Source organism: Salinibacterium sp. ZJ450, from assembly GCF_011751885.2.
Classification (GTDB): domain Bacteria; phylum Actinomycetota; class Actinomycetes; order Actinomycetales; family Microbacteriaceae; genus Ruicaihuangia.
Genome location: NZ_CP061771.1, coordinates 1,922,001 through 1,943,407 on the forward strand (window position 1 = coordinate 1,922,001; position 21,407 = coordinate 1,943,407).

17 protein-coding genes are annotated in these 21,407 nt (G+C 68.5%); 2 read left to right on the forward strand and 15 right to left on the reverse strand.

Annotated elements, in window-relative coordinates; genetic code table 11:
- Nucleotides 1-113 precede the first annotated feature (113 nt).
- Genes dnaG through dusB form a run of 3 tightly spaced genes read right to left on the reverse strand, consistent with a single transcriptional unit; the run spans nucleotide 114 to nucleotide 4,639 of the window.
- Nucleotides 114-2,189 carry a DNA primase gene (gene dnaG, locus HCT51_RS09135; protein WP_166871434.1) on the reverse strand — a complete coding sequence of 692 codons (2,076 nt, stop codon included), beginning with the start codon at nucleotides 2,187-2,189 and terminating at the stop codon, nucleotides 114-116.
- A gap of 28 nt (nucleotides 2,190-2,217) precedes the next feature.
- On the reverse strand, nucleotides 2,218-3,471 hold the full coding sequence (locus HCT51_RS09140) for a deoxyguanosinetriphosphate triphosphohydrolase (RefSeq protein ID WP_166871432.1): 1,254 nt from the start codon (nucleotides 3,469-3,471) through the stop codon (nucleotides 2,218-2,220).
- Nucleotides 3,464-4,639, reverse strand: coding sequence for a tRNA dihydrouridine synthase DusB (gene dusB / locus HCT51_RS09145; RefSeq protein WP_166871430.1), 1,176 nt, complete (start codon nucleotides 4,637-4,639; stop codon nucleotides 3,464-3,466). Before dusB ends, HCT51_RS09140 begins: the two co-directional genes overlap by 8 nt.
- Nucleotides 4,640-4,870: 231 nt before the next feature.
- On the opposite strand from dusB, the gene HCT51_RS09150 reads away from it, so the two are divergent.
- The gene (locus HCT51_RS09150) at nucleotides 4,871-5,332 is read left to right on the forward strand and encodes an aminoacyl-tRNA deacylase (protein ID WP_224760420.1); all 462 of its coding nucleotides are present in this window, start codon (nucleotides 4,871-4,873) and stop codon (nucleotides 5,330-5,332) included.
- Here HCT51_RS09150 and HCT51_RS09155 read toward each other — a convergent pair.
- The 6 genes from HCT51_RS09155 to HCT51_RS09175 form a co-directional block, all read right to left on the reverse strand.
- Nucleotides 5,329-6,726 (reverse strand): UDP-glucose dehydrogenase family protein, encoded by a 1,398-nt coding sequence (locus tag HCT51_RS09155; RefSeq protein WP_166871427.1) that lies wholly within the window; start codon nucleotides 6,724-6,726, stop codon nucleotides 5,329-5,331. The genes HCT51_RS09150 and HCT51_RS09155 overlap by 4 nt on opposite strands.
- Before the next feature lie 46 nt (nucleotides 6,727-6,772).
- Nucleotides 6,773-7,864 carry a right-handed parallel beta-helix repeat-containing protein gene (locus HCT51_RS09160; protein ID WP_166871425.1) on the reverse strand — a complete coding sequence of 364 codons (1,092 nt, stop codon included), beginning with the start codon at nucleotides 7,862-7,864 and terminating at the stop codon, nucleotides 6,773-6,775.
- Nucleotides 7,861-9,747: a right-handed parallel beta-helix repeat-containing protein gene (locus tag HCT51_RS09165; protein ID WP_166871423.1), complete on the reverse strand. Its 1,887-nt coding sequence runs from the start codon at nucleotides 9,745-9,747 to the stop codon at nucleotides 7,861-7,863. The genes HCT51_RS09160 and HCT51_RS09165 overlap by 4 nt, the downstream gene beginning before the upstream one ends.
- Nucleotides 9,744-11,048 (reverse strand): glycosyltransferase, encoded by a 1,305-nt coding sequence (locus HCT51_RS09170; protein WP_224760421.1) that lies wholly within the window; start codon nucleotides 11,046-11,048, stop codon nucleotides 9,744-9,746. Before HCT51_RS09170 ends, HCT51_RS09165 begins: the two co-directional genes overlap by 4 nt.
- Before the next feature lie 581 nt (nucleotides 11,049-11,629).
- On the reverse strand, nucleotides 11,630-11,764 hold the full coding sequence (locus HCT51_RS18860; RefSeq protein ID WP_255523517.1) for a hypothetical protein: 135 nt from the start codon (nucleotides 11,762-11,764) through the stop codon (nucleotides 11,630-11,632).
- Complete coding sequence (locus HCT51_RS09175) at nucleotides 11,761-12,414, reverse strand: DsbA family oxidoreductase (protein WP_166871421.1); 654 nt, start codon at nucleotides 12,412-12,414, stop codon at nucleotides 11,761-11,763. Before HCT51_RS09175 ends, HCT51_RS18860 begins: the two co-directional genes overlap by 4 nt.
- Before the next feature lie 115 nt (nucleotides 12,415-12,529).
- On the opposite strand from HCT51_RS09175, the gene HCT51_RS09180 reads away from it, so the two are divergent.
- Complete coding sequence (locus tag HCT51_RS09180) at nucleotides 12,530-13,720, forward strand: IS30 family transposase (RefSeq protein WP_224760422.1); 1,191 nt, start codon at nucleotides 12,530-12,532, stop codon at nucleotides 13,718-13,720.
- An 80-nt stretch (nucleotides 13,721-13,800) separates the two neighbouring features.
- On the opposite strand, the gene HCT51_RS09185 is transcribed toward HCT51_RS09180, so the two are convergent.
- The 6 genes from HCT51_RS09185 to nadA form a co-directional block, all read right to left on the reverse strand.
- Nucleotides 13,801-15,186 carry a glycine--tRNA ligase gene (locus HCT51_RS09185; RefSeq protein WP_166872999.1) on the reverse strand — a complete coding sequence of 462 codons (1,386 nt, stop codon included), beginning with the start codon at nucleotides 15,184-15,186 and terminating at the stop codon, nucleotides 13,801-13,803.
- 62 nt (nucleotides 15,187-15,248) lie between these two features.
- A complete protein-coding gene (locus tag HCT51_RS09190) occupies nucleotides 15,249-16,334 on the reverse strand; it encodes an aminotransferase class V-fold PLP-dependent enzyme (protein WP_166873001.1) in 1,086 nt (361 codons plus the stop codon).
- A gap of 95 nt (nucleotides 16,335-16,429) precedes the next feature.
- Nucleotides 16,430-17,569 carry a cysteine desulfurase family protein gene (locus HCT51_RS09195; RefSeq protein ID WP_166874530.1) on the reverse strand — a complete coding sequence of 380 codons (1,140 nt, stop codon included), beginning with the start codon at nucleotides 17,567-17,569 and terminating at the stop codon, nucleotides 16,430-16,432.
- Nucleotides 17,570-17,580: 11 nt separating this feature from the next.
- On the reverse strand, nucleotides 17,581-18,438 hold the full coding sequence (gene nadC / locus HCT51_RS09200) for a carboxylating nicotinate-nucleotide diphosphorylase (protein ID WP_166873004.1): 858 nt from the start codon (nucleotides 18,436-18,438) through the stop codon (nucleotides 17,581-17,583).
- Between the two features lie 13 nt (nucleotides 18,439-18,451).
- On the reverse strand, nucleotides 18,452-20,065 hold the full coding sequence (nadB, locus tag HCT51_RS09205) for an L-aspartate oxidase (RefSeq protein ID WP_166873007.1): 1,614 nt from the start codon (nucleotides 20,063-20,065) through the stop codon (nucleotides 18,452-18,454).
- Between the two features lie 2 nt (nucleotides 20,066-20,067).
- Nucleotides 20,068-21,348, reverse strand: a complete 1,281-nt coding sequence (gene nadA, locus HCT51_RS09210) for a quinolinate synthase NadA (protein ID WP_166873010.1) — start codon at nucleotides 21,346-21,348, stop codon at nucleotides 20,068-20,070.
- Between the last annotated feature and the right edge of the window lie 59 nt (nucleotides 21,349-21,407).

Genomic DNA, 21,407 nt, shown 5'->3' on the forward strand with positions numbered 1-21,407 from the left:
CTACCTCTTTCTGGCTGCTGTGATAGAGAGAGAGTCACCGGCACCGACACCGACACCGCGGGATGACCGCCACCTCGACCAGAGTCTATCCCCCCGAATAGGGGGTGGAACAGCTATTCCTCTCTGAGGGCGCGTCGGTCTTTTTCGACCTGCACCAGGTCGCGCTGCAGCTGCGCGTACCGTTCCGGGTTGGCTGCGGCGTCGGTGCGCTGCAGCCCGCCGAGCAGATCCGACTTGCGGCGCGCGAGATCGCGGTCGATCAGCGACGTGGTGATTCCCTGGCAATAGGCCGCCAGTTGACCTGGCCTCTCAGGGATGGGTGCGACCGCGAGTTCCTCGACGAGCCGGGTCAGTGGCGCGGGCACAGTCTGCGCGATCACGGTCAGCCAGTTGGGGGCGTCGATGTGGTCGAGATTCGCGGCGACCGCGTCACGCAACACCGACAACGGCTGGTTGTGGAAGCCCACTCTGGAGGCGCGTTCCACGAGGTCGCGGCCAATCGCCGAGGGTTGCTGCAGGATCGCCATCATCGCGTCCCGTTCGAGCCGGGTCGACGGGTCGGTCGGCAGCGTCATGATCGACACCAGCGGTGCCTCAATGACCGCGGGCACGGCCAAATAGGGCTCGGCTGGAGCGCCATACCCGGCGGGGTCGCCAGGGCCGCCGGGAGTGGGCCGGTTCGCGGTGTGCTCACCGCGGGGCTCCGCAGTTCCACGAGGGTCACCCGGCCGTCGGCTCTCGCCCGCGCCACGATGGTCGGTCGGGCCACGATGCTCGCCCGTGCCGCGGCTATCGGCTGCACCCCGACTGTCGCCCGCACCGCGGGTCTCGGTTGTCCCCCGCGCCGCGAGGCTCTTGCGGGCGCTGGCGACAGCGCGGCCGACGTCGGCGGGATCGATGCCGATCCACCCGGCGACGCTGCGCACATAGCCGACGCTGAGCGACTGGTCACGGATGCCGGCGACCACGGGTGCCGCGGCCCGGAGCGCCGCGACGCGTCCCTCGACGGTCTCGAGGTCATGCTCGGTGAGTTCGCGGCGGATCATGAACTCGAACATCGGCTTGCGGGTCTGCACCAGCCGACGCACGGCATCGTCGCCGCGGTTCAGCCGCAGGTCGCAGGGGTCGAGCCCGTCCGGGGCGACCGCCACGAAGGTCTGCGCGGCGAAGCGCTGCTCTTCGCTGAACGCGCGGCTGGCCGCCTTCTGGCCGGCCTCATCGGGGTCGAAGGTGAAGATCACTTCGCCGGTTCCGGTGGTGTCGGAGTTCGCCACATCGCCGAGCACCCGACGCACCACCTTGATGTGGTCCACGCCGAACGCGGTACCGCAGGTGGCGACCGCGGTCGTCACCCCCGCCAGGTGGCAGGCCATCACATCGGTGTAGCCCTCTACGACCACGACCTGCTTGCCCTTGGCTATGTCGCGTTTGGCCAGGTCCAGCCCGTACAGCACCTGGCTCTTGTGGTAGACGGGCGTTTCTGGGGTGTTCAGGTACTTCGGGCCCTTGTCGTCGTCGAACAGCCGGCGCGCCCCAAAGCCCACCGTCTGCCCGGTGACATCGCGGATCGGCCAGACCAGCCGACCGCGGAACCGGTCGTAGGAGTTGCCGCGGTCGCCGGTGCTCAGCAGCCCGGCGGTCACCAGTTCTTGCTCGGTGAAGCCCTGCGCCTTGAGCGCCTTCGACAGGGAGTCGAACGACTTGGGCGCGTAGCCCACCCCGAATCGGTCAGCGGCGGCAGGGTCGAAGCCGCGCTGGCCCAGGAACCGGCGGGCCTCGGCGGCGTCGGACGAGTTGAGCTGGGCCCGGAAGTACTCTTCTGCCGCCTTGTTCGCCGCAAGCAGTCTGGCGCGGTTCCCGTGGTCGGCCGAGGCCTCGCCGCCGTCTTCGTAGTGCAGCGGGAACCCGATGCGGGCGGCAAGTCGTTCGACGGCCTCCTGGAAGGTGACGTGGTCGACCTTCTGCAGGAAGGTGAAGACGTCACCGCCCTCGCCGCAGCCGAAGCAGTGGTAGAAGCCGACCTGAGGCCTGACGTGGAAGCTCGGGCTTCGTTCCTCGTGGAACGGGCAGAGTCCCTTCATCGACCCGACGCCGGCGTTCTTCAGCGTGACGTGATCGCCGATGACATCCGCGATGTTGGTTCGGGCCCGAACCTCATCGATGTCACCCCGTCGAATCAGTCCAGCCATGGAATCATCCTAGGAGCGTGCACCAGCTCTACCTCGCGATCCCGGCGTGCAGGCTCATCGCGGATTGATCGGTGAGGCTGGCGACCTGATCGATGATGACGCGGCGGCGCGCGGCATCCGTTTCGGCGGTCTCGAAGTCGGCGGCGAAGCCCACATCGAGCGCGCCGGGACCGGCCGCCCAGAGCGCGTCGGCCAGTTCGGTGAGCACCTCGCGCTGCTCGACGTAGAGCGGCTGCCGGCTGTCATGCTCCATCACGAATGCCGCGACAATGCCCTTCAGCGCGGCGATCTCCGCCTCGATCTCGCGCGGCACCACCACGCTGGCGCCGAACCGGATGAGGCTGCCGGAGGGGTGCGCCTCGCGGGTGGCGCGGGTGGCTTCTCCGGCGAAGCGGCCGATCAGCTGGCTGGTGAGGTTCTTCAGCTGGCCGAGCGCGCGTTGTCCGCCGTCCCATTCGCGGATCCAGACCGACAACCCGTCGAGCCGGTCGAAGGCGGCGCCGAGTTCGTCCGGGCTGAACTGACCGCCGACCCAGGCTGACGCCGAGTCGATGAGCGCGTCGTGGTCGGTGCGGGAGCCCAGCGAATAGACGTCGATGTACCCGCCGACCACGGCATCCTCGAAGTCGTGCACCGAGTATGCGATGTCGTCGGACAGGTCCATCACCTGCGCCTCGATGCAGCGTTGCCGCTCGGGGGCGCCGGCGCGCAGCCACTCGAAGGCGGCCACATCGTCGTCGTAGAAGCCGAACTTGCTGCGCCCGCTCGGGTCGGGCACGCCCTGCCGTGCCGGCCACGGGTATTTGCAGCTGGCGTCGAGGCTGGCCCGAGTGAGGTTCAGACCGAAGCTCGCGCCGTCGTCGCCGAACACCTTCGGCTCGAGCCGGGTGAGCAGCCGCAGGGTCTGCGCGTTGCCCTCGAAACCGCCGATGTTGGCGGCCCAGTCGTTGAGCGCCTTCTCGCCGTTGTGCCCGAACGGCGGGTGGCCAAGGTCGTGCGCGAGGCACGCGGTGTCGACGACATCCGGGTCAAGTCCGAGGCTGGCGCCGAGTTCCCTGCCGACCTGCGCCACTTCGAGCGAGTGCGTCAGCCGGTTGCGGGCGAAGTCGACGCCGGCGATCGGGCTGAGCACCTGGGTCTTTGCGGCGAGCCGGCGCAGCGCGCTGGAGTGCAATACCCGGGCGCGGTCGCGGGCGAAATCGCTGCGCCGCGAGTAGTGCTCTTCTGGCAACCAGCGGTCGGTGTCGGCTGGGCCGTAGCCCTCGGCCACGCCGTCAGCCACCGCTGGTGCTCAATTCCGCTTCGCTCAGTTCGGCGCGGTGGGTCTCCTGCAGTTCGCGGCTGTCCAGCCACTTGTCTGGCAGTGCCGGCTTCTTCGGGGTTCCGGCGCGTCCGCGCTGCCCCTCGGCCGCTTCGCCGGGGTACGGCGATGACCAGTCCAGGGTGGCGAGCAGGTCGTCGAGTTGGGCGAGGGACTCCACCGTGGCGAGCCGGGCGCGCAGGTCGCCACCGACGGAGTAGCCCTTGAAATACCAGGCGACGTGCTTGCGGATGTCGCGGCAGCCCCGAGCCTCGTCATCGTCGAAGAACTCGACCAGCAGTTCGGCGTGCCGTTTGAACGCCTGGGCGACCTCGCCGAGGGTGGGTTCGATTCTCGCGGGTGTTGCGGCGTCCGCGTCCGCGCCGCGGAACGCGGCAGCCAGATCGCCGAACAGCCAGGGCCGGCCGAGGCAGCCGCGGCCGACGACAACGCCGTCCGCTCCGGTCTCGCGCACCATTCGGATCGCGTCATCCGCGCTCCAGATGTCGCCGTTGCCGAGAATCGGCGTGCCGGTGATGGTGTTCTTCAACGTTTCGATGGCTGACCAGTCGGCGGTGCCCGAGTAGAACTCCGCGGCGGTGCGCGCGTGCAGCGCGATGGCCGAGACGCCGGCGCCCTCGGCGGCCTTCGCCGCTTCGAGGTAGGTGAGGTGGTCGGCGTCGATGCCCTTGCGCATCTTGATGGTGAGCGGGATGTCGCCGGCCGCCTTCACCGCGCCTTCGACGATGTCGCGGAACAGCCCGAGCTTCCAGGGCAGCGCCGCTCCCCCGCCCTTGCGGGTGACCTTGGGCACGGGGCATCCGAAATTCAGGTCAATGTGGTCGGCGCGGTCTTCGGCGACCAGCATGGTGACGGCATCCGACACGGTCTTCGGGTCGACGCCGTAGAGCTGGATGCTGCGCAGCGTCTCGGACTCGTGGTGCTTGATCAGCCGCATGCTCTCGGGCGTGCGTTCGACGAGGGCGCGGCTGGTGATCATCTCACTGACGTAGAGGCCTGCGCCGTATTCGCGGCAGAGCCGGCGGAACGCGGTGTTGGTGATGCCCGCCATCGGCGCGAGCACGACGGGAACATCGAGCGCGATCGGCCCGATGCTGAGCTGGGGTGACGGTGCAGTGAGGGAAGGCATCACCTTCCATTCTCCCAGACTGCACCGGCTGCCGCGTCGGTGCGTCGCCCGACTGGGAGTAACCGTGCTCGGGCGGGGAAAGTTCGTCACCACCCGCCTGGTTCGCTGAGCGTCGCCAACTGAGGATGTGCTGCGCCACGCCGCGCAAACCTGGCAACTTTGCGCGGCGTGGTGCCGCAGCTCCTCCGTGACGAACACGGACCACTCCACAACGAGATGGATACTTGGAACATGATTGGACGCGAGCGAGTAGAGGCGGATGCCGCAGCCAAGGGCCTGCCCATCGAGATTGTCGAGCGACCGCACGTGCGCTCCCTCGAGGAGGCCGCGGCCGCGCTCGGAATAGAGCCCGCCGATATCGTGAAGACCCTCGTGGTGAAACGGCAGGACGGCAACTACCTGTTCGCGCTCATCCCCGGCGACAAGCAGATCGGCTGGGCCAAGCTACGCGGCATCGTCGGGGTCAACAAATTGAAGCTGCCCGAGGCCGACGCCGCGTTCGAGGCGACGGGGTACGAGCGAGGCACCATCACCCCGTTCGGCTCGACCACGGCCTGGCCGGTGTACGCGGACGAGTCGATTGTGGGCCGTCGCGTGTCGATGGGCGCCGGCGACCACGGTCACAGTCTGTTCGTGGACGCCGACGCCCTGATCGCCGCGTTCGCGGCGACGGTCGCCGATATCGCCGACTAGCCGGGAATCAGCTCATCCTGCTTGTCTGAGATCAGCGCGACGGTGTGGGAATCGGCGGGCCGGCCAAGCGCCCGATACTCCCACCCGGTGGACCGGTAGGCGTCGGCGTCGAGCGCGTGCCGCCCGTCGACGATGCGGCGGAGCGCCACGTGCTGCCCGAGTTTCTCCGGATCGGCGTCGCGGAACTCGTCCCACTCGGTGAGCATCGCGACAACGTCGGCATCCTTGATCGCCTCCAGCAGGGTGTCGGCATAGCGCAGCTGCGGGTATGCCCGCTTCGCGTTGTCCATCGCCGCCGGGTCGTACACCGACACGATCGCGTCGGCGTCATGCAGCATCGCTGCCACGTCGAGGGCGGGAGCGTCACGGATGTCGTCGGAGTTCGGCTTGAACGCAGCGCCGAGCACGGCGATCCGTTTGCCGGCGAGCGCACCTCCGGCGAGCTCCCGCACCAGGTCAACGGTTCGAGTGCGGCGCCGGTGGTTGATCGCGTCGACCTCCCGCAGGAATGACACCGCCTGCCCGACACCGAGTTCCTCGGCACGGTGGGCGAATGCGCGGATGTCCTTCGGCAGGCATCCGCCGCCGAACCCGAGGCCGGGCTTCAAGAACCGGCCGCCGATGCGGGAGTCGTATGACAGCGCGGTGGCCAGCAGGTTCACGTCGGCGCCGGTGGCCTCGCACACCTCCGCCATCGCATTGATGTACGAGATCTTGGTGGCGAGGAACGCGTTCGCGGCGACCTTGACCAGCTCCGCGGTCTTCAGGTCAGTGATGATCACCGGCGTGCCCTCGTCGAGCATCGGGGCGAAGACCTCCCGCAACTTCTCGGCCGCCGACTCTGAGCACACCCCGAACACCAGCCGGTCCGGGTGCAGGGTGTCCTGCACGGCGTGCCCCTCGCGCAAAAACTCCGGGTTCCATGCGACATCCACCGCCTCGCCGGCCGGCGAGAGGTCCTGCACGAGTTCGGTCAACCGCTCTGCCGTGCCAATGGGAACCGTGGACTTGCCGACGATCAGCGCCGGTCGGGTGATGTTCTCGGCGAGCCGGCTGAATGCCGCGTCAACGAACCGCAGGTCGGCGGCCGGGGAATCGGCCGTCTGCGGCGTTCCGACGCAGATGAAGTGCACGTCGCCGAAATCCGCGGCTCGCACGAAGTCGTCGGTGAACTGGAGGCGCCCGGAGTCGACCGCCTGGCGAAGTTGCTCGGCCAATCCTGGTTCGAAGAAGGGAACGTCGCCGTTCTCCAGGCGGTCAAGCTTGTCCCGATCCACGTCGACACCGAGTACCTCGAATCCGAGGCTCGCCATGCAGACAGCGTGCGTGGCACCCAGGTATCCGGTGCCGATCACGGTTAGGCGGGGGCGCCCGCCGGCGTTTCGAGTTGCCATTGGTGTTCCTCCTTATTGGTCATGCTGATGGATGGTGATGGCGTCGCTAACCGACGCAGTCGATGTTGCTCATCCCTTCGGCGGCTGCCGTGGCGGAGTTCGTGCACTCCAGCACGTTCTCCTTCTCCGGTGTCAGGGCAAAGCCCACGCCGGGCCCGTTCACGGTGGCGGTGTTGGCGCGGAACGTGTTGCGGTCTCCCCAGCCGTCGAGGATCTCGTGGGTCTGGAAGCCGTCCTGTGGCGAGTTCACCCCGGTGTTCGCCTCGATCAGCCAGTCGTTGCCCTTGATGTCGATCCAGGAGTCGGCGGCGGTGATGCCGGCGCCATCGAACGAGTTGCCGGCAACCGTGCCGCCGCTGGTGCCTTCCTTGATGTCGACGGCTTCGGAGGTGGTGCCGCTGATCGTGTTGCCGATGACCCGGTTTCGGTCGCTGCGGTCGGGTTCGCAGCCGCTGATGTCGCACCAGTTGCTTTCCGCGGTGCCGACGTAGACGCCTTCGCCGAACTTCTCGCGGCGCAGACCGGTGTTGGAGATGGTGTTGCCGCTGACGGTGGAGTCGGTGCTGAACCGTCGCAGGTGAATAGCCTCGTCGCCGATGCCGGTGACGGTCAGCCCGTGGATGATTGAGCCGACTGTGCCGTCGGCCATCACCCCCTTCTGCCCGTTCTGCACGGTGAAGCCGACGAGCCTCCAGTACTGGGCCCCGTCCAGGTGCATCACGTAGTCCTCCTTGGGGCCGCCCGCATCGAGGATCGCGGCGGCCGAGCCGCACAGCCAGATGGGTGCGTCGGGGGTTCCGGATGTCGCCGCGACGAAGTTTCCCTGGTAGACCCCGTCGGCGAGGGCGATCACGTGGCCGGGCTGCGCAGCAGCGAGCGCCTCGTGCAGTCCGTCGGCGGTGGACACCGTGACGGTCGCTGCCGGGCATTCGATGTCCTCTGCCTGGGTTGCACCGCCGCTCGGGGCTGGTGGGGTCGGGGTCGGGGTGGTCGGTGCAGAGGGTGTCGGCGTGGGTCCCGCCTGCTGCCTCTCGTCGCCACGGTTGATGAGCATCAGGGCCAGGATCAGCACGGCAGCCAGCACGATGGCGCTCCCGACCGCGATGCCGGTGATCCGCCACCGCTTGTTCACCGTCATACCGGAGCCCCCGCTCTCGTTGCTGTGTCAGTTTCTGCCCGCTCGGACTCGATAGCCCATTCGCTGCGCTGTGCCGCAGCCTCCAGTTCGCTGCGTTCAACCACACCGCGGCTGTAGCTGCTGAGCGGCTGGTGCGACTCGTAGGGGTGTCGGATACCGGCGGCCCGCGCCCGCGCCCGTGCGACCACGGACAGCACCACTATCAGCATGACGATCACCCAGACGATCGTCAACGGCTGGAAGATGCCCGCCAGGACGGCGTCGAGCGAGCGGCTCTCGGTCCACCCGTCCACCTCGTTTCGTTCGACGATCGCGCCGCGGGATCGGTCCGCGTAAATCGCACTCGGACCTGCCCCGGTCACCGTGTTCTCGGTCACCGTTGACCCGGTCGTCGAGCCCACCAGCGTGATGCCGTGGATGGCGGCGTGGGAAATGGTGTTGTCCACGACGTCGCCGACGGCATTTCGCAGGTAGATGCCCGTTTCTCCGCCGACGATGGAGTTGCGTCCGATGTAGACACCGCTGACCGTCTCGCGCACGGCGATTCCCTGGCGTGCCTGGCCGCGCAGCTCATTGTTCGTCAGCCGCACGCCCTGCGCCTCATTGGCCAGGACGATGCCCATCTCGTTGCCGGAAATCGTGGATGAGCGCACCGCCAGCGACTCGCCGCCGTTGATCTCGACGCCGTAGCGGGTGTTGTCGGCGAAGGTTCCCCGGAAGACCACGTTGTCGCCGTAGGTCCGCACCGCGGTGCCCGTCGCGCTCGGCCCATCAGCCAGCGGTCGCCCATCGAGGGTCATCCCGTTGCGGCCGTTGTCGGTGCTGGTGATCCGGCTGAAGGCGTTTCCGGTGCTCGCCCTGGCGACCGCGAACCCGTCCACGGCGTTACCGCGGGAGGTCGTGTTCGTGATCGTCGAACGGGTGACGAAGCGGTGGAAGAGGATGCCGGAGACCAGGCTGTCGCTGACAGTTGTTGCATCGATGACCAGGCTCTCGGCGTTGGAGGCGAAGATCCCGAAGGCGTTGCCGTCCACCTTCACCCGCCGGAGAGTCCCCTGCACCGCTAGCGCGGCGCGCTCCTCCTCGGTCAGGGCGACCGTGGGTAGCGAGGACGATTCGCCCGCGGCATCCGGAGCAGTCGGCGCGTCGGCGGTCTGGTCCGGCGGCTCGATTCCGGTGAGGGCGAGCCCGCCGGTTTCCCCGCTCCAGAAGCCCAGGTCATGCACTGTGGCGTCACTGATCTCGGCGTGGCCACCGAGCACGCGCAGGTAGGCACGGCCGTCGGAGGTGTCGGCATCAACCCGCGGACCGCCATGGTCGACACTTCCGATGTCAACGGGTGCGCCGGGCGCGCCTCGGACCAGAAGACTCCCGCCGAGCACCACGATCGAGGTGAAGTAGTCCGCGCCGCTGACCAGTCGCACCCGCATGCCGCCGTCGTGCTGCAGCAGCAGCGTCGCGCCTTCCTGGACGGCGATGTGGTCGCTGATGAGGTACGCGCCGTCGGCGCGCACACGCACCGAGCCTGTCGCGGTGCCGGCCAACTCCTGCAGTGTGTATGGCTCGGCACGGGGCACCAGCACCAGCGTGTTGGTGCGCGGGGTGGCGATCAGGTAGGGCCGGGCGGTGTCGATGTCACGCCAGGGTGCGGAGCTGATCACCGACCGGACGTCGACCAGGCGCGCGTCTTCGTCCGCGACGAGCGCCGCCTCGAAAGTGGGATCGCCCGGGTACGGCCGGCCCTCAGCCACCTCATCGACCTCGTCGATCTTGTCCGCCGAAGCGGATTCGGCCGCGTGGGCACCTGGTGCCGTGAGAGGCCCCAGGGTCGCTCCGAGCACAAACAGGGCGGATACGGCCAGCGCTGAGCATGCCCGGATCATGCCGCGACCGCCGTCGAGTCAGGTGCCGTGGCCCGGTCGGCCGCCGCCGTCGAGTCAGACGCCGAGGGCTGCAAGGTGCGCGAGTGCTGCCCGTCTCCCCCGACCTGATCGGCGCGGCGGGTAAGCCAGCCCTGCTTGTTCATGGTCACGAAGGCATACGCCTTGATCGGGAGCGCGACGAGGATCACGGTGAGGGCGAAGAGCGGCAGAATCAGGATGTCGCGGGGATGCCGTCGCAGATGGGAGATGCCCCGGATGCCGCGACCGAGCAGCAGCCACCCCACTGCCAGCAGGGCGCCGACCGTGGTGAACTCGAAGCGGGAGAAGATCAGGTAGACCATGCTGAGCCCCATCGTCAGCGGGGTGAGCACGATCTGCAGCACCGTCAACTGGGTGATGACGGGAACCTGCCACAGCCACCCCTTGCTCATCGCGGTGAAGTAGCAGCGGTAGGAGTTGCGGCTCCAGCGCACGCGCTGCTTGACGAAGGCGGCAAAGGTGATCGGGAACATCGACAGCGCCCGCGCGGTCGACTGGTGCACCGTGCGATATCCGGACGCCAGCACCAGCCAGGTCAGCCGGCCGTCATCCCCCGCGATGCAGCGCCGCCCAAGGAAGAACTCGTTCTCCAGGTGGTCGACGAGGGGAATGATCGCGCTCCGCCGATACACGGCCGTGCGACCGGAAACGCAGGGCACCGCGCCGACCCGCCCCATCGCCGGCACATAGTCGTAATAGCGCAGGTTGACCATCCAGTCCGCCATGCGACGCCAAATGCTGGTGTCCCGCTGGTAGACGTTCTGGTGGGTGCTCACCGCGCCGACAAGCGGATCGGTGAAGGGCATCTGCACCGCCTCGAGCAGTCCGGGCTGCCATTGCGTGTCGGAATCGACCAGCAGCACCACCTCGCCCCGCGCTCGCCGGATTCCGACACCGAGCGCCGACCGCTTACCAACGTGATGGAACAGGATCGGGGTCACGCGCTCATCACCGAGAGCGCTAATCCGGTCGTACGCCTCGAGATCCTCGACATCCAGCACGATGATGATCTCGTCGGGATTCTGGGCCCGCCAGGTGTCCAGACATTGCAGCAGGATGTCGGGATCCTCGTGGTACGAGGGCACCACCACTGAGGTGCTGGTGCGGAAATCCGACACGATCGGCTTCACCCGGTGCGAGAGCACGAAGCGCACCAGCCATAACCCCCAGACGATCGCGCCTGCGATCGCGACGGGCATGAACACGCTGACCGACTCATAGAAGCGGCTCAGCTCGGCCGCTGCGGTGCCGGCGTTAGTCACTATGGCGTTCCACCATGCGGACAGCGTGTCGGGCGCAGCTGGGGACGGAAGCGTGTGTGCCGCGGTGGCCGGAAACAGGTCGGGTGCCGCGGTGGCCGGTACAGCGGAATCTGCGCTGAGCGAGAGGACAGCGACGGTAGTGACCGTATTAAGGGACGCGAAAAGAACGGGAGCAAACATGGGGTTCGGGCCTCACATGTTGAGCGGGGTTTCGGGTTGTGTCGTTGCTGGTCAGACTGTGCGTCGTGCTGTGTCAAGTAGACACAGCACAGCCCTGTCGACGGCATCGGGCATGCCTTGCGCCGGCGCTATCACGCCAATCGAACGGGCACTGGATCCGAGAACCTGATGCCTTACATATGTTGAGGAGGTGCCTCCCGGGTGCCTTCGCTCGATGTCGGTACGCTACGTGGGTCGCATCGGGAGGGTCAACCCCTTACCGGGGTAGACAGATGGTTTTAACAGATACGTAACAATTGAGAACCGCGTGCTTCCGGACGCGTCCGAGGGTCTAAGGACGAGACGCCGCACGGTTCTGGAACCGTGCGGCGTCTCGATCTTGCAGCGATACTGGGCGGCGATCAGGCCTTGACGTCGGGGGCAGCCGGGGCGGCGTCTGAACTGGCGACGGCTGCGTTGGAGGGCGCCGGAATGGCGCAATGGTCGCCCACGCAGGCGATCGCGTTCGGGTCGCCGAGCTGGATCAGGCCGCTCACGCTGCCTGCTCCCTGTCCGCCTTGACCTGCTCGAGCACCTGCACGAAGGTCGCGGCATCCTGTGCCCCTGACACGCCGTACTTGCCCTCGAAGACGAAGAACGGCACCCCGTTGATGCCGTACTCGCGCGCCTGGGCGATGTCGGCCTGCACGTCGCCGAGGAAGGTCTGGTCACGGAGCGCGACGAGCGCGGCCTCGCGGTCGAGTCCGATTTCGGCGGCCAGGTCGGCGAGGTCCTCGTCGCGTCCGACGTGCCTGCCCTCTTCGAAGTAGGCCTTGAGCAGGCGTTCCTTCATCTCGATCTGCTTGCCCTGGCTCTTCGCGAAGTGCAGCAGCTGGTGCGCCTTGATGGTGTTGGTGTGCTGAAGCGCGTCGTAGTCGTAGTTCAGCCCGACGGTCGAGGCGATACCGGTGACCCGGTCGAGCATCTCCTTCACCTGGGGCACGGGCAGTCCCTTGTGCTGGCTGAGGAAGTCGGTCTCGCTGCCGTCAAAGTCGACGGGGGTGTCTGGGGCCAGTTCGAACGAGTGGTACTCGATCTCCACCTCGCCGTCGAAGCCGGCCGCTCCGGCCTCGAACTTGCGCTTGCCGATGTAGCACCACGGGCACGCGATGTCCGACCAGATGTCAACCTTGATGGGAGTAGTCATACGTAATGCCAACGATGGGTGAGTCGCTGCTATTCCCGCGGGATTGATCCAGTCTGTCGGGTTTGAGCCAGGGCAGATTCATATGGTCGTTGCAACGCTGCGGAAGGGTGTTGCGATGAAGCCGAAGTTCGGGCCGGCGGAGCGAGAACGGTTCTTCGAGTTGATGGCCGCAGGGTCGTCGATGAATGCCGCGAGTGCTGCGGTGGGCGCGTCGCGGGGCGCCGTGAGACGGTGGTGGGCGCAATCTGGGCCGATGACACCTTTGCGGATGGGCCCGCACGGTGGGATGGCCGAACCGGTGCCGCCGCCGCGGGAGAAGTCCGGGCGCTCTCTGAGCTCGGAGGATCGCGCCGTGATCCAGGCGGGGCTGGGTCAGCGGTTGCCCCTGTCGCAGATCGGGGCGCTGATCGACCGGGACAAGTCCGTGGTCTCCCGTGAGATCAGCCGCAACCGCGGCCCGGACGGGGTCTATCGGGCGCGGATCGCCGACCGGCTCGCGGGATCTCGGCGAGCTCGTCCGAAACCGTTCAAGCTCGCGGTGAACGAGCTGCTGTGTCGCCGGATTGCGGCCTGGATGGACCAGGGCTGGAGCCCGCGACTGATCGCGGACATGCTCCGCCGCACGGCCGGGAGGGATCAGACTAGCCGGGTGAGTCACGAGACGATCTACCAGGCGCTATATGTGCAGACGCGTGGGAATCTGCGGGCGGATCTGAACCAGCAGCTCAGCCTGAAACGGCGATCCCGGGTCTCCCGGTCGAGCCGGGCTAACCCGAAGAACCCGTATCGGGAGGCGTTCACCATCAGTCAGCGGCCGGCCGAGGCCGCCGACCGCGCCGTCCCGGGGCACTGGGAGGGCGACCTGATCATAGGTGGAGGGAACCGGTCGGCGATCGGCACCCTGGTGGAACGCGCCAGCCGGTTCGTGATCCTGCTGCACCTGCCCGGTCGACACACCGCCCCGGAGGTCGCCGACGCGATGATCGAACAGATGCGGCACCTGCCCGAGCATCTGCGCCGGTCGGTCACCTGGGACCGGGGAACCGAGCTGGCCGACTACGAACGCATCCAACTCGAGCTGAACACCCGGTTGTACTTCTGCGACCCGCACTCGCCCTGGCAGCGGGGCAGCAACGAGAACACCAACCGGCTGCTCCGGTTCTGGTTCGAGAAGGGCAGCGACCTCTCGACTCACACGGCGGCCGACCTGCGCAAGGTTCAGGACACCCTGAACAAGCGGCCCCGGCCGACCCTGGACTACCGCACCCCCGCGCAGGCCCTCGCCCAGTTCCTCCAGGCAGCCTGATCGACACAGTTGCAACCACCACTTGACATTGCCCAGTTCGCCGTGGCTCAGACCCGACAAACTGGCTCAAACGGTGCCGGTCAGGCGCCCAGCAGCTCCCCGGCGAGGTAGCCCTGCAGGCGGTCGAGCGAGATGCGCTCCTGCTTCATGGTGTCGCGCTCGCGCACGGTCACCGCCTTGTCCTCGAGGGTGTCGAAGTCGACGGTGATCGCGAACGGGGTACCGATCTCGTCCTGCCGACGGTAGCGGCGACCGATGGCGCCGGCGTCGTCGAAGTCGATGTTCCAGTACTGGCGCAGGTCGGCGGCGAGTTCCTTCGCCACCGGAGACAGCTGTTCGTTGCGCGACAGCGGCAGCACGGCTGCCTTCACCGGCGCGAGTCGGCGGTCCAGCCGCAGCACGGTGCGCTTGTCGACGCCGCCCTTGGTGTTCGGCGCCTCGTCCTCGGCGTACGCGTCGACGAGGAAGGCCATGAGCGACCGGGTGAGGCCGGCCGCCGGCTCGATCACGTACGGGGTCCAGCGCTCGTTCTTGCTCTGGTCGAAGTAGGAGAGGTCGGATCCGGATGCCGCGGCGTGCGTGGTCAGGTCGAAGTCGGTGCGGTTGGCAATGCCTTCCAGCTCGCCGAACTCGCTGCCCTGGAAGCCGAACCGGTACTCGATGTCGACGGTGCGCTTCGAGTAGTGCGACAGCTTCTCGGAAGGGTGTTCGAACAGGCGCAGGTTCTCGGGGGTGATGCCGAGGTCGGTGTACCAGGCCATCCGCCGGTCGATCCAGTACTGGTGCCACTCTTCGTCCGTGCCGGGCTCGACGAAGAACTCCATCTCCATCTGCTCGAACTCGCGGGTGCGGAAGATGAAGTTTCCGGGGGTGATCTCGTTGCGGAAGCTCTTGCCGATCTGGCCGATGCCGAACGGGGGCTTCATCCGGGACGCCGACAGCACGTTGGCGAAGTTGACGAAGATGCCCTGCGCGGTCTCCGGGCGCAGGTAGTGCAGCCCGGCCTCGTCATCGACCGGGCCGAGGAAGGTCTTCAGCAGCCCGGAGAACTCCTTGGGCTCGGTCCACTGGCCGCGGGTGCCGCAGTTGACGCAGACGATGTCGCCGAGGCCGTTCTCAGGGGCGCGGCCCTTCTTCTCCTCGAACTCCTCGAGCAGGTGGTCGGCCCGGTAGCGCTTGTGGCAGCTCAGGCACTCAACCAGCGGGTCGCTGAAGACCTCGACGTGACCGGATGCCTCCCAGACGCGCTTCGGCAGGATCACGGATGAGTCGAGCCCGACCACGTCGTCGCGGCTGGTGACCATGTGCCGCCACCACTGCCGCTTGATGTTCTCCTTGAGCTCGACACCGAGGGGCCCGTAGTCCCATGCCGACCGTGACCCGCCGTAGATTTCACCGGCCTGGAACACGAAGCCCCGGCGCTTGGCCAGGGAGATGACGGAATCGAGACGGGAAGGCGCGGCCAAAAGAACTCCAAGGATCAGCCGAGCTGGATGCCCGGTCGAGGAAAAAACAGTGAGTGCCGAGTCTATCGCCGCGCGCTCGTGCCCAACGCCGCCACCACGGCGCGCACATCGCTGGCGTCGTTCCAGAGGTGGAACGACGCCCGCAGCCTGCCGGCGCGTCCGGAGACCCGGATGCCGGCATCCGACAGTCGACGCAGGTCGCTGCCGTCGGCATCCGGCCAGGTGACGATGGCCTGATGCTGCTGCGGGATGCCGAGCGCGTCGCAGAGCTGATCGCCCAACCCGGAGGTGCGCGCCCAGACCTCGGCGATGTCCAGGTCGGCGAACATGCGGATCGCCGGGCGGGCACCGATCCACGCCTGCCAGGCGGGCGACAGGTCGAAGCGGCGCGCGTCACCGGCGAGGTGCATGGCCGGCCCGTAACAGGACTGCCAGACGTCATCCCCGGCGTACCACCCGGCCTGCACCGGCTCGAGTTCCGCTTCGAACCGCTCCCCCAGGGTGAGAAAGGCGACACCGCGTGGCGAGCACAGCCACTTGTAGGTGTGGCAGGCGGTCGCGTCGAACTGGCTGGCGTCGACCGGCAGCACCCCGGCGGCCTGGGTGGTGTCGCAGAAGGTGAACGCGGAGTGTCGCCGGGCCGCCTCGATGATGGCCGCGACATCCGCCACTTGCCCGGTGGCCGACTGCACCAGCGAGAACGAGACCAGCCAGGTGGCGTCGCTGATCTCGTCGGCCAGCGCCTCCAACGGCACGCTGCGGGTGTGGATTCCCGGCCGCATGTCGAACGGGAAGACGATGGATGAGAAGTCGCCGTCGACGCAGAGGATCTCGGCGCCGTCCGGTGCGGCGGCGGCGAGCAGGCTGGCCATCACGGATGTCTGCGACCCCATGGCCACCCGGTCGGCCGTCACGCCCACCAGCCGGGCGTAGTCGCGGCGGGTTTCGGCGATGACCGCGTCGTACGCTTGCGGGTCGCGGTGGGCGTGCGCCCAGAGGTCCAGGTCTGCGCTCAGCGCCGCGACCGACTGTTTGGTCGGCAAACCCATCGAGGCGACGGCCAGGTAGCCGCGGGGATCGAGAAAGCTGTCAATCGCAGCCTGGAGGGCGGGCGAAACCGTCTGGCGGGTGGGCGATGCCGTCGTCATGAGTCCATGATGGCCCCGACCATCGGCGCGCGGGGCGCACTTTTCCGGCGTCGTCCCGGGCCCGGACGCAGGATTCTTGACCACCCGGCGATGAGTCAGGCGAGCTGATGCAGCGCCGCCACGGCATCCCGCACCGCCTCGGCAGCGAAGAGCAGCTGCTCTGATGCCGCCGACGCGTCGAAGCTGAACCGCACGGCGGTCTGCGCCACGGCCGCCGGCAGGCCCATCGCCAGCAGCACCGGCGAGGCGTCGTCACTACCCGCCGCGCAGGCGGAGCCGCTCGAGCAGACGATGCCGCGGCCCTCCAGCTGAAGCAGCACCGCCTCGCCGCTGGTGCCGGGAAAGACGAATGAGGCGCTGCCGGGCAGACGATGCTCCGGATGTCCGGTGAGCCGGGCCCCGGGCACCAGTTCGAGTACCCGGGCGATGAAGATATCGCGGCGGGCCGACACGACGGCGGCGTGCCGCACGCGGTCGCCCTCGCTCAGCCGCAGGGCGGTGGCGAACCCAACGGCACCCGCCACGTTCTCGGTGCCGGACCGTTTGCCGCGCTCCTGTCCTCCCCCGTGCAGCAGCGGTTCGAGCGGGATGCGGCCGCGGACGGCCAGCACGCCGGTGCCCTTCGGTGCGCCGAGCTTGTGCCCGGCCAGACTGATCGCGTCGACGCCGAGCGCCGGCAGCGAGACATCCACCCAGCCCGCGGCCTGCACCGCGTCGGTGTGGCTCGGGATGTCGCGGTCCCGCGCCAGCGTCGCGATGTCGACGATGGGCTGCACACTGCCCACCTCGTTGTTCGCGGTCATCACCGAGACCAGCGTGGTATCCGGGCGCATCGCGGCCGCGACATCCGCCGGTCGCACCATGCCGAACCGGTCGACGCCGACCACGGTGACCTCGAAGCCGTGGTGCCGCGCCAGGTAGTCGCAGGACTCGAGCACCGCAGGGTGCTCGATCGCCGAGGTGATCAGGTGCCGCCCGCGTGGGTTGCCGAGCCCGATCCCCTTGATCGCCAGGTTGTCTGCCTCGGTTCCGCCCGAGGTGAAGATCACCTCGCCCGGCCGGCAGCCCAGCAGCTCGGCCACCGACTCGCGGGCCGCCAGCAGGGCGCGCGCCGCGGCGTCGCCGAGTTCGTGGTGGCTGGACGGGTTGCCGAACTCGCCGGTGAGGTACGGCCACATTGCCTCCAGCACCTCGCGGCGCACCGGGGCGGTGGCCGCGTGGTCCAGGTAGAGCACGTCGTCAGTTGTCATGGAGTGTCCAGACGGATGTCGAGCCCCAGGTCAAGCGCGCGGGCGCTATGTGTCAGCGCGCCAACCGAAATGAGGTCCACCCCGGTGTCGGCGATGCCGGCGACCGTCGACAGGGACACCCCGCCGCTGGCCTCCACCAGCGCGCGTCCGTTCACCAGGGCGACGCCCTCGCGCAGCTGGTTGAGGCTGAAGTTGTCGAGCATGATCGTGTCGACGCCGGCGCTCAGCACCGGCTCGATCTGGTCGATTCGGTCGACCTCGACCTCGAAGTGGGTGGTGTGGCCAAGCCGGGCGCGCACCTCGCGCAGTGCCTCGCCGAGGTCGCGGCCGCCCGCGGTGAGCACCGCGAGGTGGTTGTCCTTGACGAGCACGGCGTCGGAGAGCGAGTAGCGGTGGTTGCGTCCGCCGCCCGCGCGCACGGCCTGGCGTTCCAGGGCGCGCAACCCCGGCGTGGTCTTGCGGGTGTCGACGATGCGAGCGCGGGTCCCGGCGACGGCCGCCACGTACTGCGCGGTGAGGGTGGCGATGCCCGACAGGCGCTGCACCAGGTTCAGGGCGACCCGTTCGGCGGTGAGCACGGCGCGCGCATCCCCGTCCACTGTCGCCAGGGTGTCGCCGGCCAGGAACCGGTCGCCGTCGCTGAGCGTGAAGGACACCGTGGTGGCCGGGTCGACCTGGCGCATGGCGGACGCGAACACGGCGCTGCCCGCGAGGATGCCGTCCTCCCGAGCGGACAGCACCGCACTGGCGCGGGCGGTCGCGGGGATCACCGCTTCCGAGGTGATGTCACCCCAGGGGGCGTCTTCGGCGAGGGCGGCGGCGACGATCGAGTCGATTAGCGGTGTGGTCAGCATGGTGCTCCTGGTGCTACGCGGCGGGGTGGGTGAGTTCATCGAGCGAGCCTGCGAGCGAGGACGCCGCAGGGTAGTCGGAACGGAAATGGGCGCCGCGGGACTCGCGGCGTGCGAGCGCGGCCGACACCAGAGCGGTGGCGACCGTGAGCAGGTTGCCGTCTTCCTGGTCGGCCATGGTGTGGGTGGATGCGCGCCAGCCGGCGAGCCGATCGGCGGCCGTGCGCAGGCCGGACTCGGTGCGGTACAGCCCGGCCTCGTCCCACATCAGGCGCTGCAGATCCACCCTGACGAAAGGGTCGCCGGCTGACGCTGAACTCGGAAGTACCGGGGCCGGTCCGCGCCCCGACCGGGCGACGGCGGGAGTCGGCAGGGCGGCGGCCCGCTCTGGCCGGTCAGCGGCGGCGCTCGGCCACGGTTCGCCGAACATGGCAACGCTTCGCCAGGCGAACACCAGCGCTTCGAGCAGCGAGTTGGAGGCGAGTCGATTGGCGCCGTGCACACCGCTGCAGGCGACCTCGCCGACGGCGAACAGGCCAGGGATCGAGGTGCGGCCGAAGTGGTCGGTTCGGATGCCGCCCATCCAGTAATGCGCGGCCGGGGTGACCGGCACCGGGTCGGCCGCCCAGTCGAGCCCGTTCGCCCGGCAGATCCGGGTGATCTCCGGAAAGCGCTCGGACAGGTAGCCGCGGCCGAGCGCGGTCGCATCCAGCAGCACCGGCGCGCCATCCTGTCGCTGCATCTGCTCGGCGATCGCCCTGGCCACCACGTCCCGTGGGGCGAGTTCGGCGTCGGGGTGTTCCGACGGCATGAACCGCCGCCCGCGAGCGTCGAGCAGCACCGCACCCTCGCCGCGTACGGCCTCCGACACCAGCGGGTTGCCCGGAACCGCGAGCGAGGTGGGGTGGAACTGGTAGAACTCCAGGTCGCGCACGGCGGCGCCGGCCCGAATCGCGGCGGCGAGCCCGTCGCCGCAGCTGACGGCAGGGTTGGTGGTGTGCCGGTAGAGCTGACCCGCGCCGCCGGTGGCAAGGATCACGACATCCGCTCGCAGCATCGAGCGCCTGCCGGTGGCGTTCAGGGTGTGGATGCCGCCGACTTTCCCGTCTGTGACGGCGAGGTCGGTCAGCATCGTCTGCTCGAGCACGGTGATGCCCGCCGCACGAACCGCGGCAACCAGCGCGGTCTCGATGGCGCGGCCGGTGGCGTCTCCCCCGGCGTGCAGCACCCGCGCGACGGAGTGGGCGGCCTCGCGTCCGCGGGCCAGGTCGCCGGCCACGCCGTGCTCGCGGCCGACGCCTGCCCCACCGCCAACACCTTCCTGACCACCAACCCGGTCGAACGGCACGCCGAGTCGAATCAGGTCGAGGATGCGCTGCGGCCCCTCGTTGCAGAGGATCTCAGCCGCCCGGCGGGAACCGACTCCCGCAGCCGCACGCACGGTGTCGGCGACATGGCTGGCGACACTGTCGTCGGGGAACATCGCCGCGGCGATGCCGCCCTGGGCGTAGCGGGTGGCGCTGTCGGTGACGCCCGCCTTGGTCACCAGCGTGACGTCGTGCCGCTCGGCGGCGCGCAGCGCGCAGATGAGCCCGGCGATGCCGGTTCCGACGATGACGACGGCGGACATGCTCAGGCCGGCTTCGCCGCAAGCATGCGCTCGAGGGCGACCCGCGCGGACGCGGCCACCGTCTCGGGCACGGTGATCTGGTTCGGCGTCCTGCCCGCCACCAGTTCTTCCAACACCCAGGCGAGGTAGCCGGGGTGGATGCGGTACATCGTGGAACACGGGCAGATGACCGGATCGAGGCAGAAGATGGTGTGCTGCGGGTACTCTGCGGCCAACCGGGACACCATGTTGATCTCGGTGCCGATCGCGAACGTGCTGGGCTCGGTGGCCGCGGCGACCGCCTTCTTGATGTAGTCGGTGGAGCCCGACTCATCGGCCGCGTCGACGACCGGCATCGGGCATTCCGGGTGCACGATCACCCGCACGCCGGGATACTCCGCGCGCGCCTGCTCGATCTGCTGCACCGTGAAGCGTTTGTGCACCGAGCAGAAGCCGTGCCAGAGGATGACCTGCGCGTCGTGCAGCGTGTCAGCGGCGTTGCCGCCAAGCGGCTTGCGCGGGTTCCACAGCGGCATCCGCTCCAGCGGCACACCCATCGCCTTCGCGGTGTTGCGGCCGAGGTGCTGGTCGGGAAAGAACAGCACCCGCTGGCCGCGTTGGAAGGCCCAGTCGAGCACCACCGAGGCGTTCGAGGAGGTGCAGACGATGCCGCCGCGCTCGCCGCAGAACGCCTTGAGCGCCGCGGACGAGTTCATGTAGGTGACCGGGATGACGGGCATCCGGCCGTCGGCGTCCGGCTCGGTGCCGTACAGAGCCTCGAGTTGTTCCCAGCATTCGCTGACGGAATCGATGTCGGCCATGTCCGCCATGGAGCAGCCTGCCGCCAGGTTCGGCAGGATCACCGACTGCTCCGACGAGGTGAGGATGTCGGCGGTTTCCGCCATGAAGTGCACACCGCAGAACACGATGGCTTCGGCATCCGTCCTCGCCTTGGCCGCGTTCGCCAGTTGGAACGAGTCGCCCACGAAGTCGGCGTGCTCGATCACCTCGTCGCGCTGGTAGAAGTGGCCGAGGATCACCACCCGGTCTCCGAGCGTCGCTTTCGCAGCGCGGATGCGGTGGTCAAGCTCCGCCTCGTCGGCGGTGCGGTACTCGGCGGGCAGCTGCCCCTGGCGTGGCGTTCCGGTCGGGATGACGTCACCCATCGACGCGCCGGGCCCGTACGACGGGGTGGGCAGGGCATCGAGCTGCCAGGGCCCGTCGGCGAGTTCGGGAGCGCAGGTGGCGCCGGTGCCTGTGCCGGTGCTGCGGATCAAGCGGATGGTGCTGTCGACCGACGTCATGGTCGGACTCCTTCGTCAGATGTGGTTCGTCAGGTGTGGATGGTCAGGTGTGGATGGTC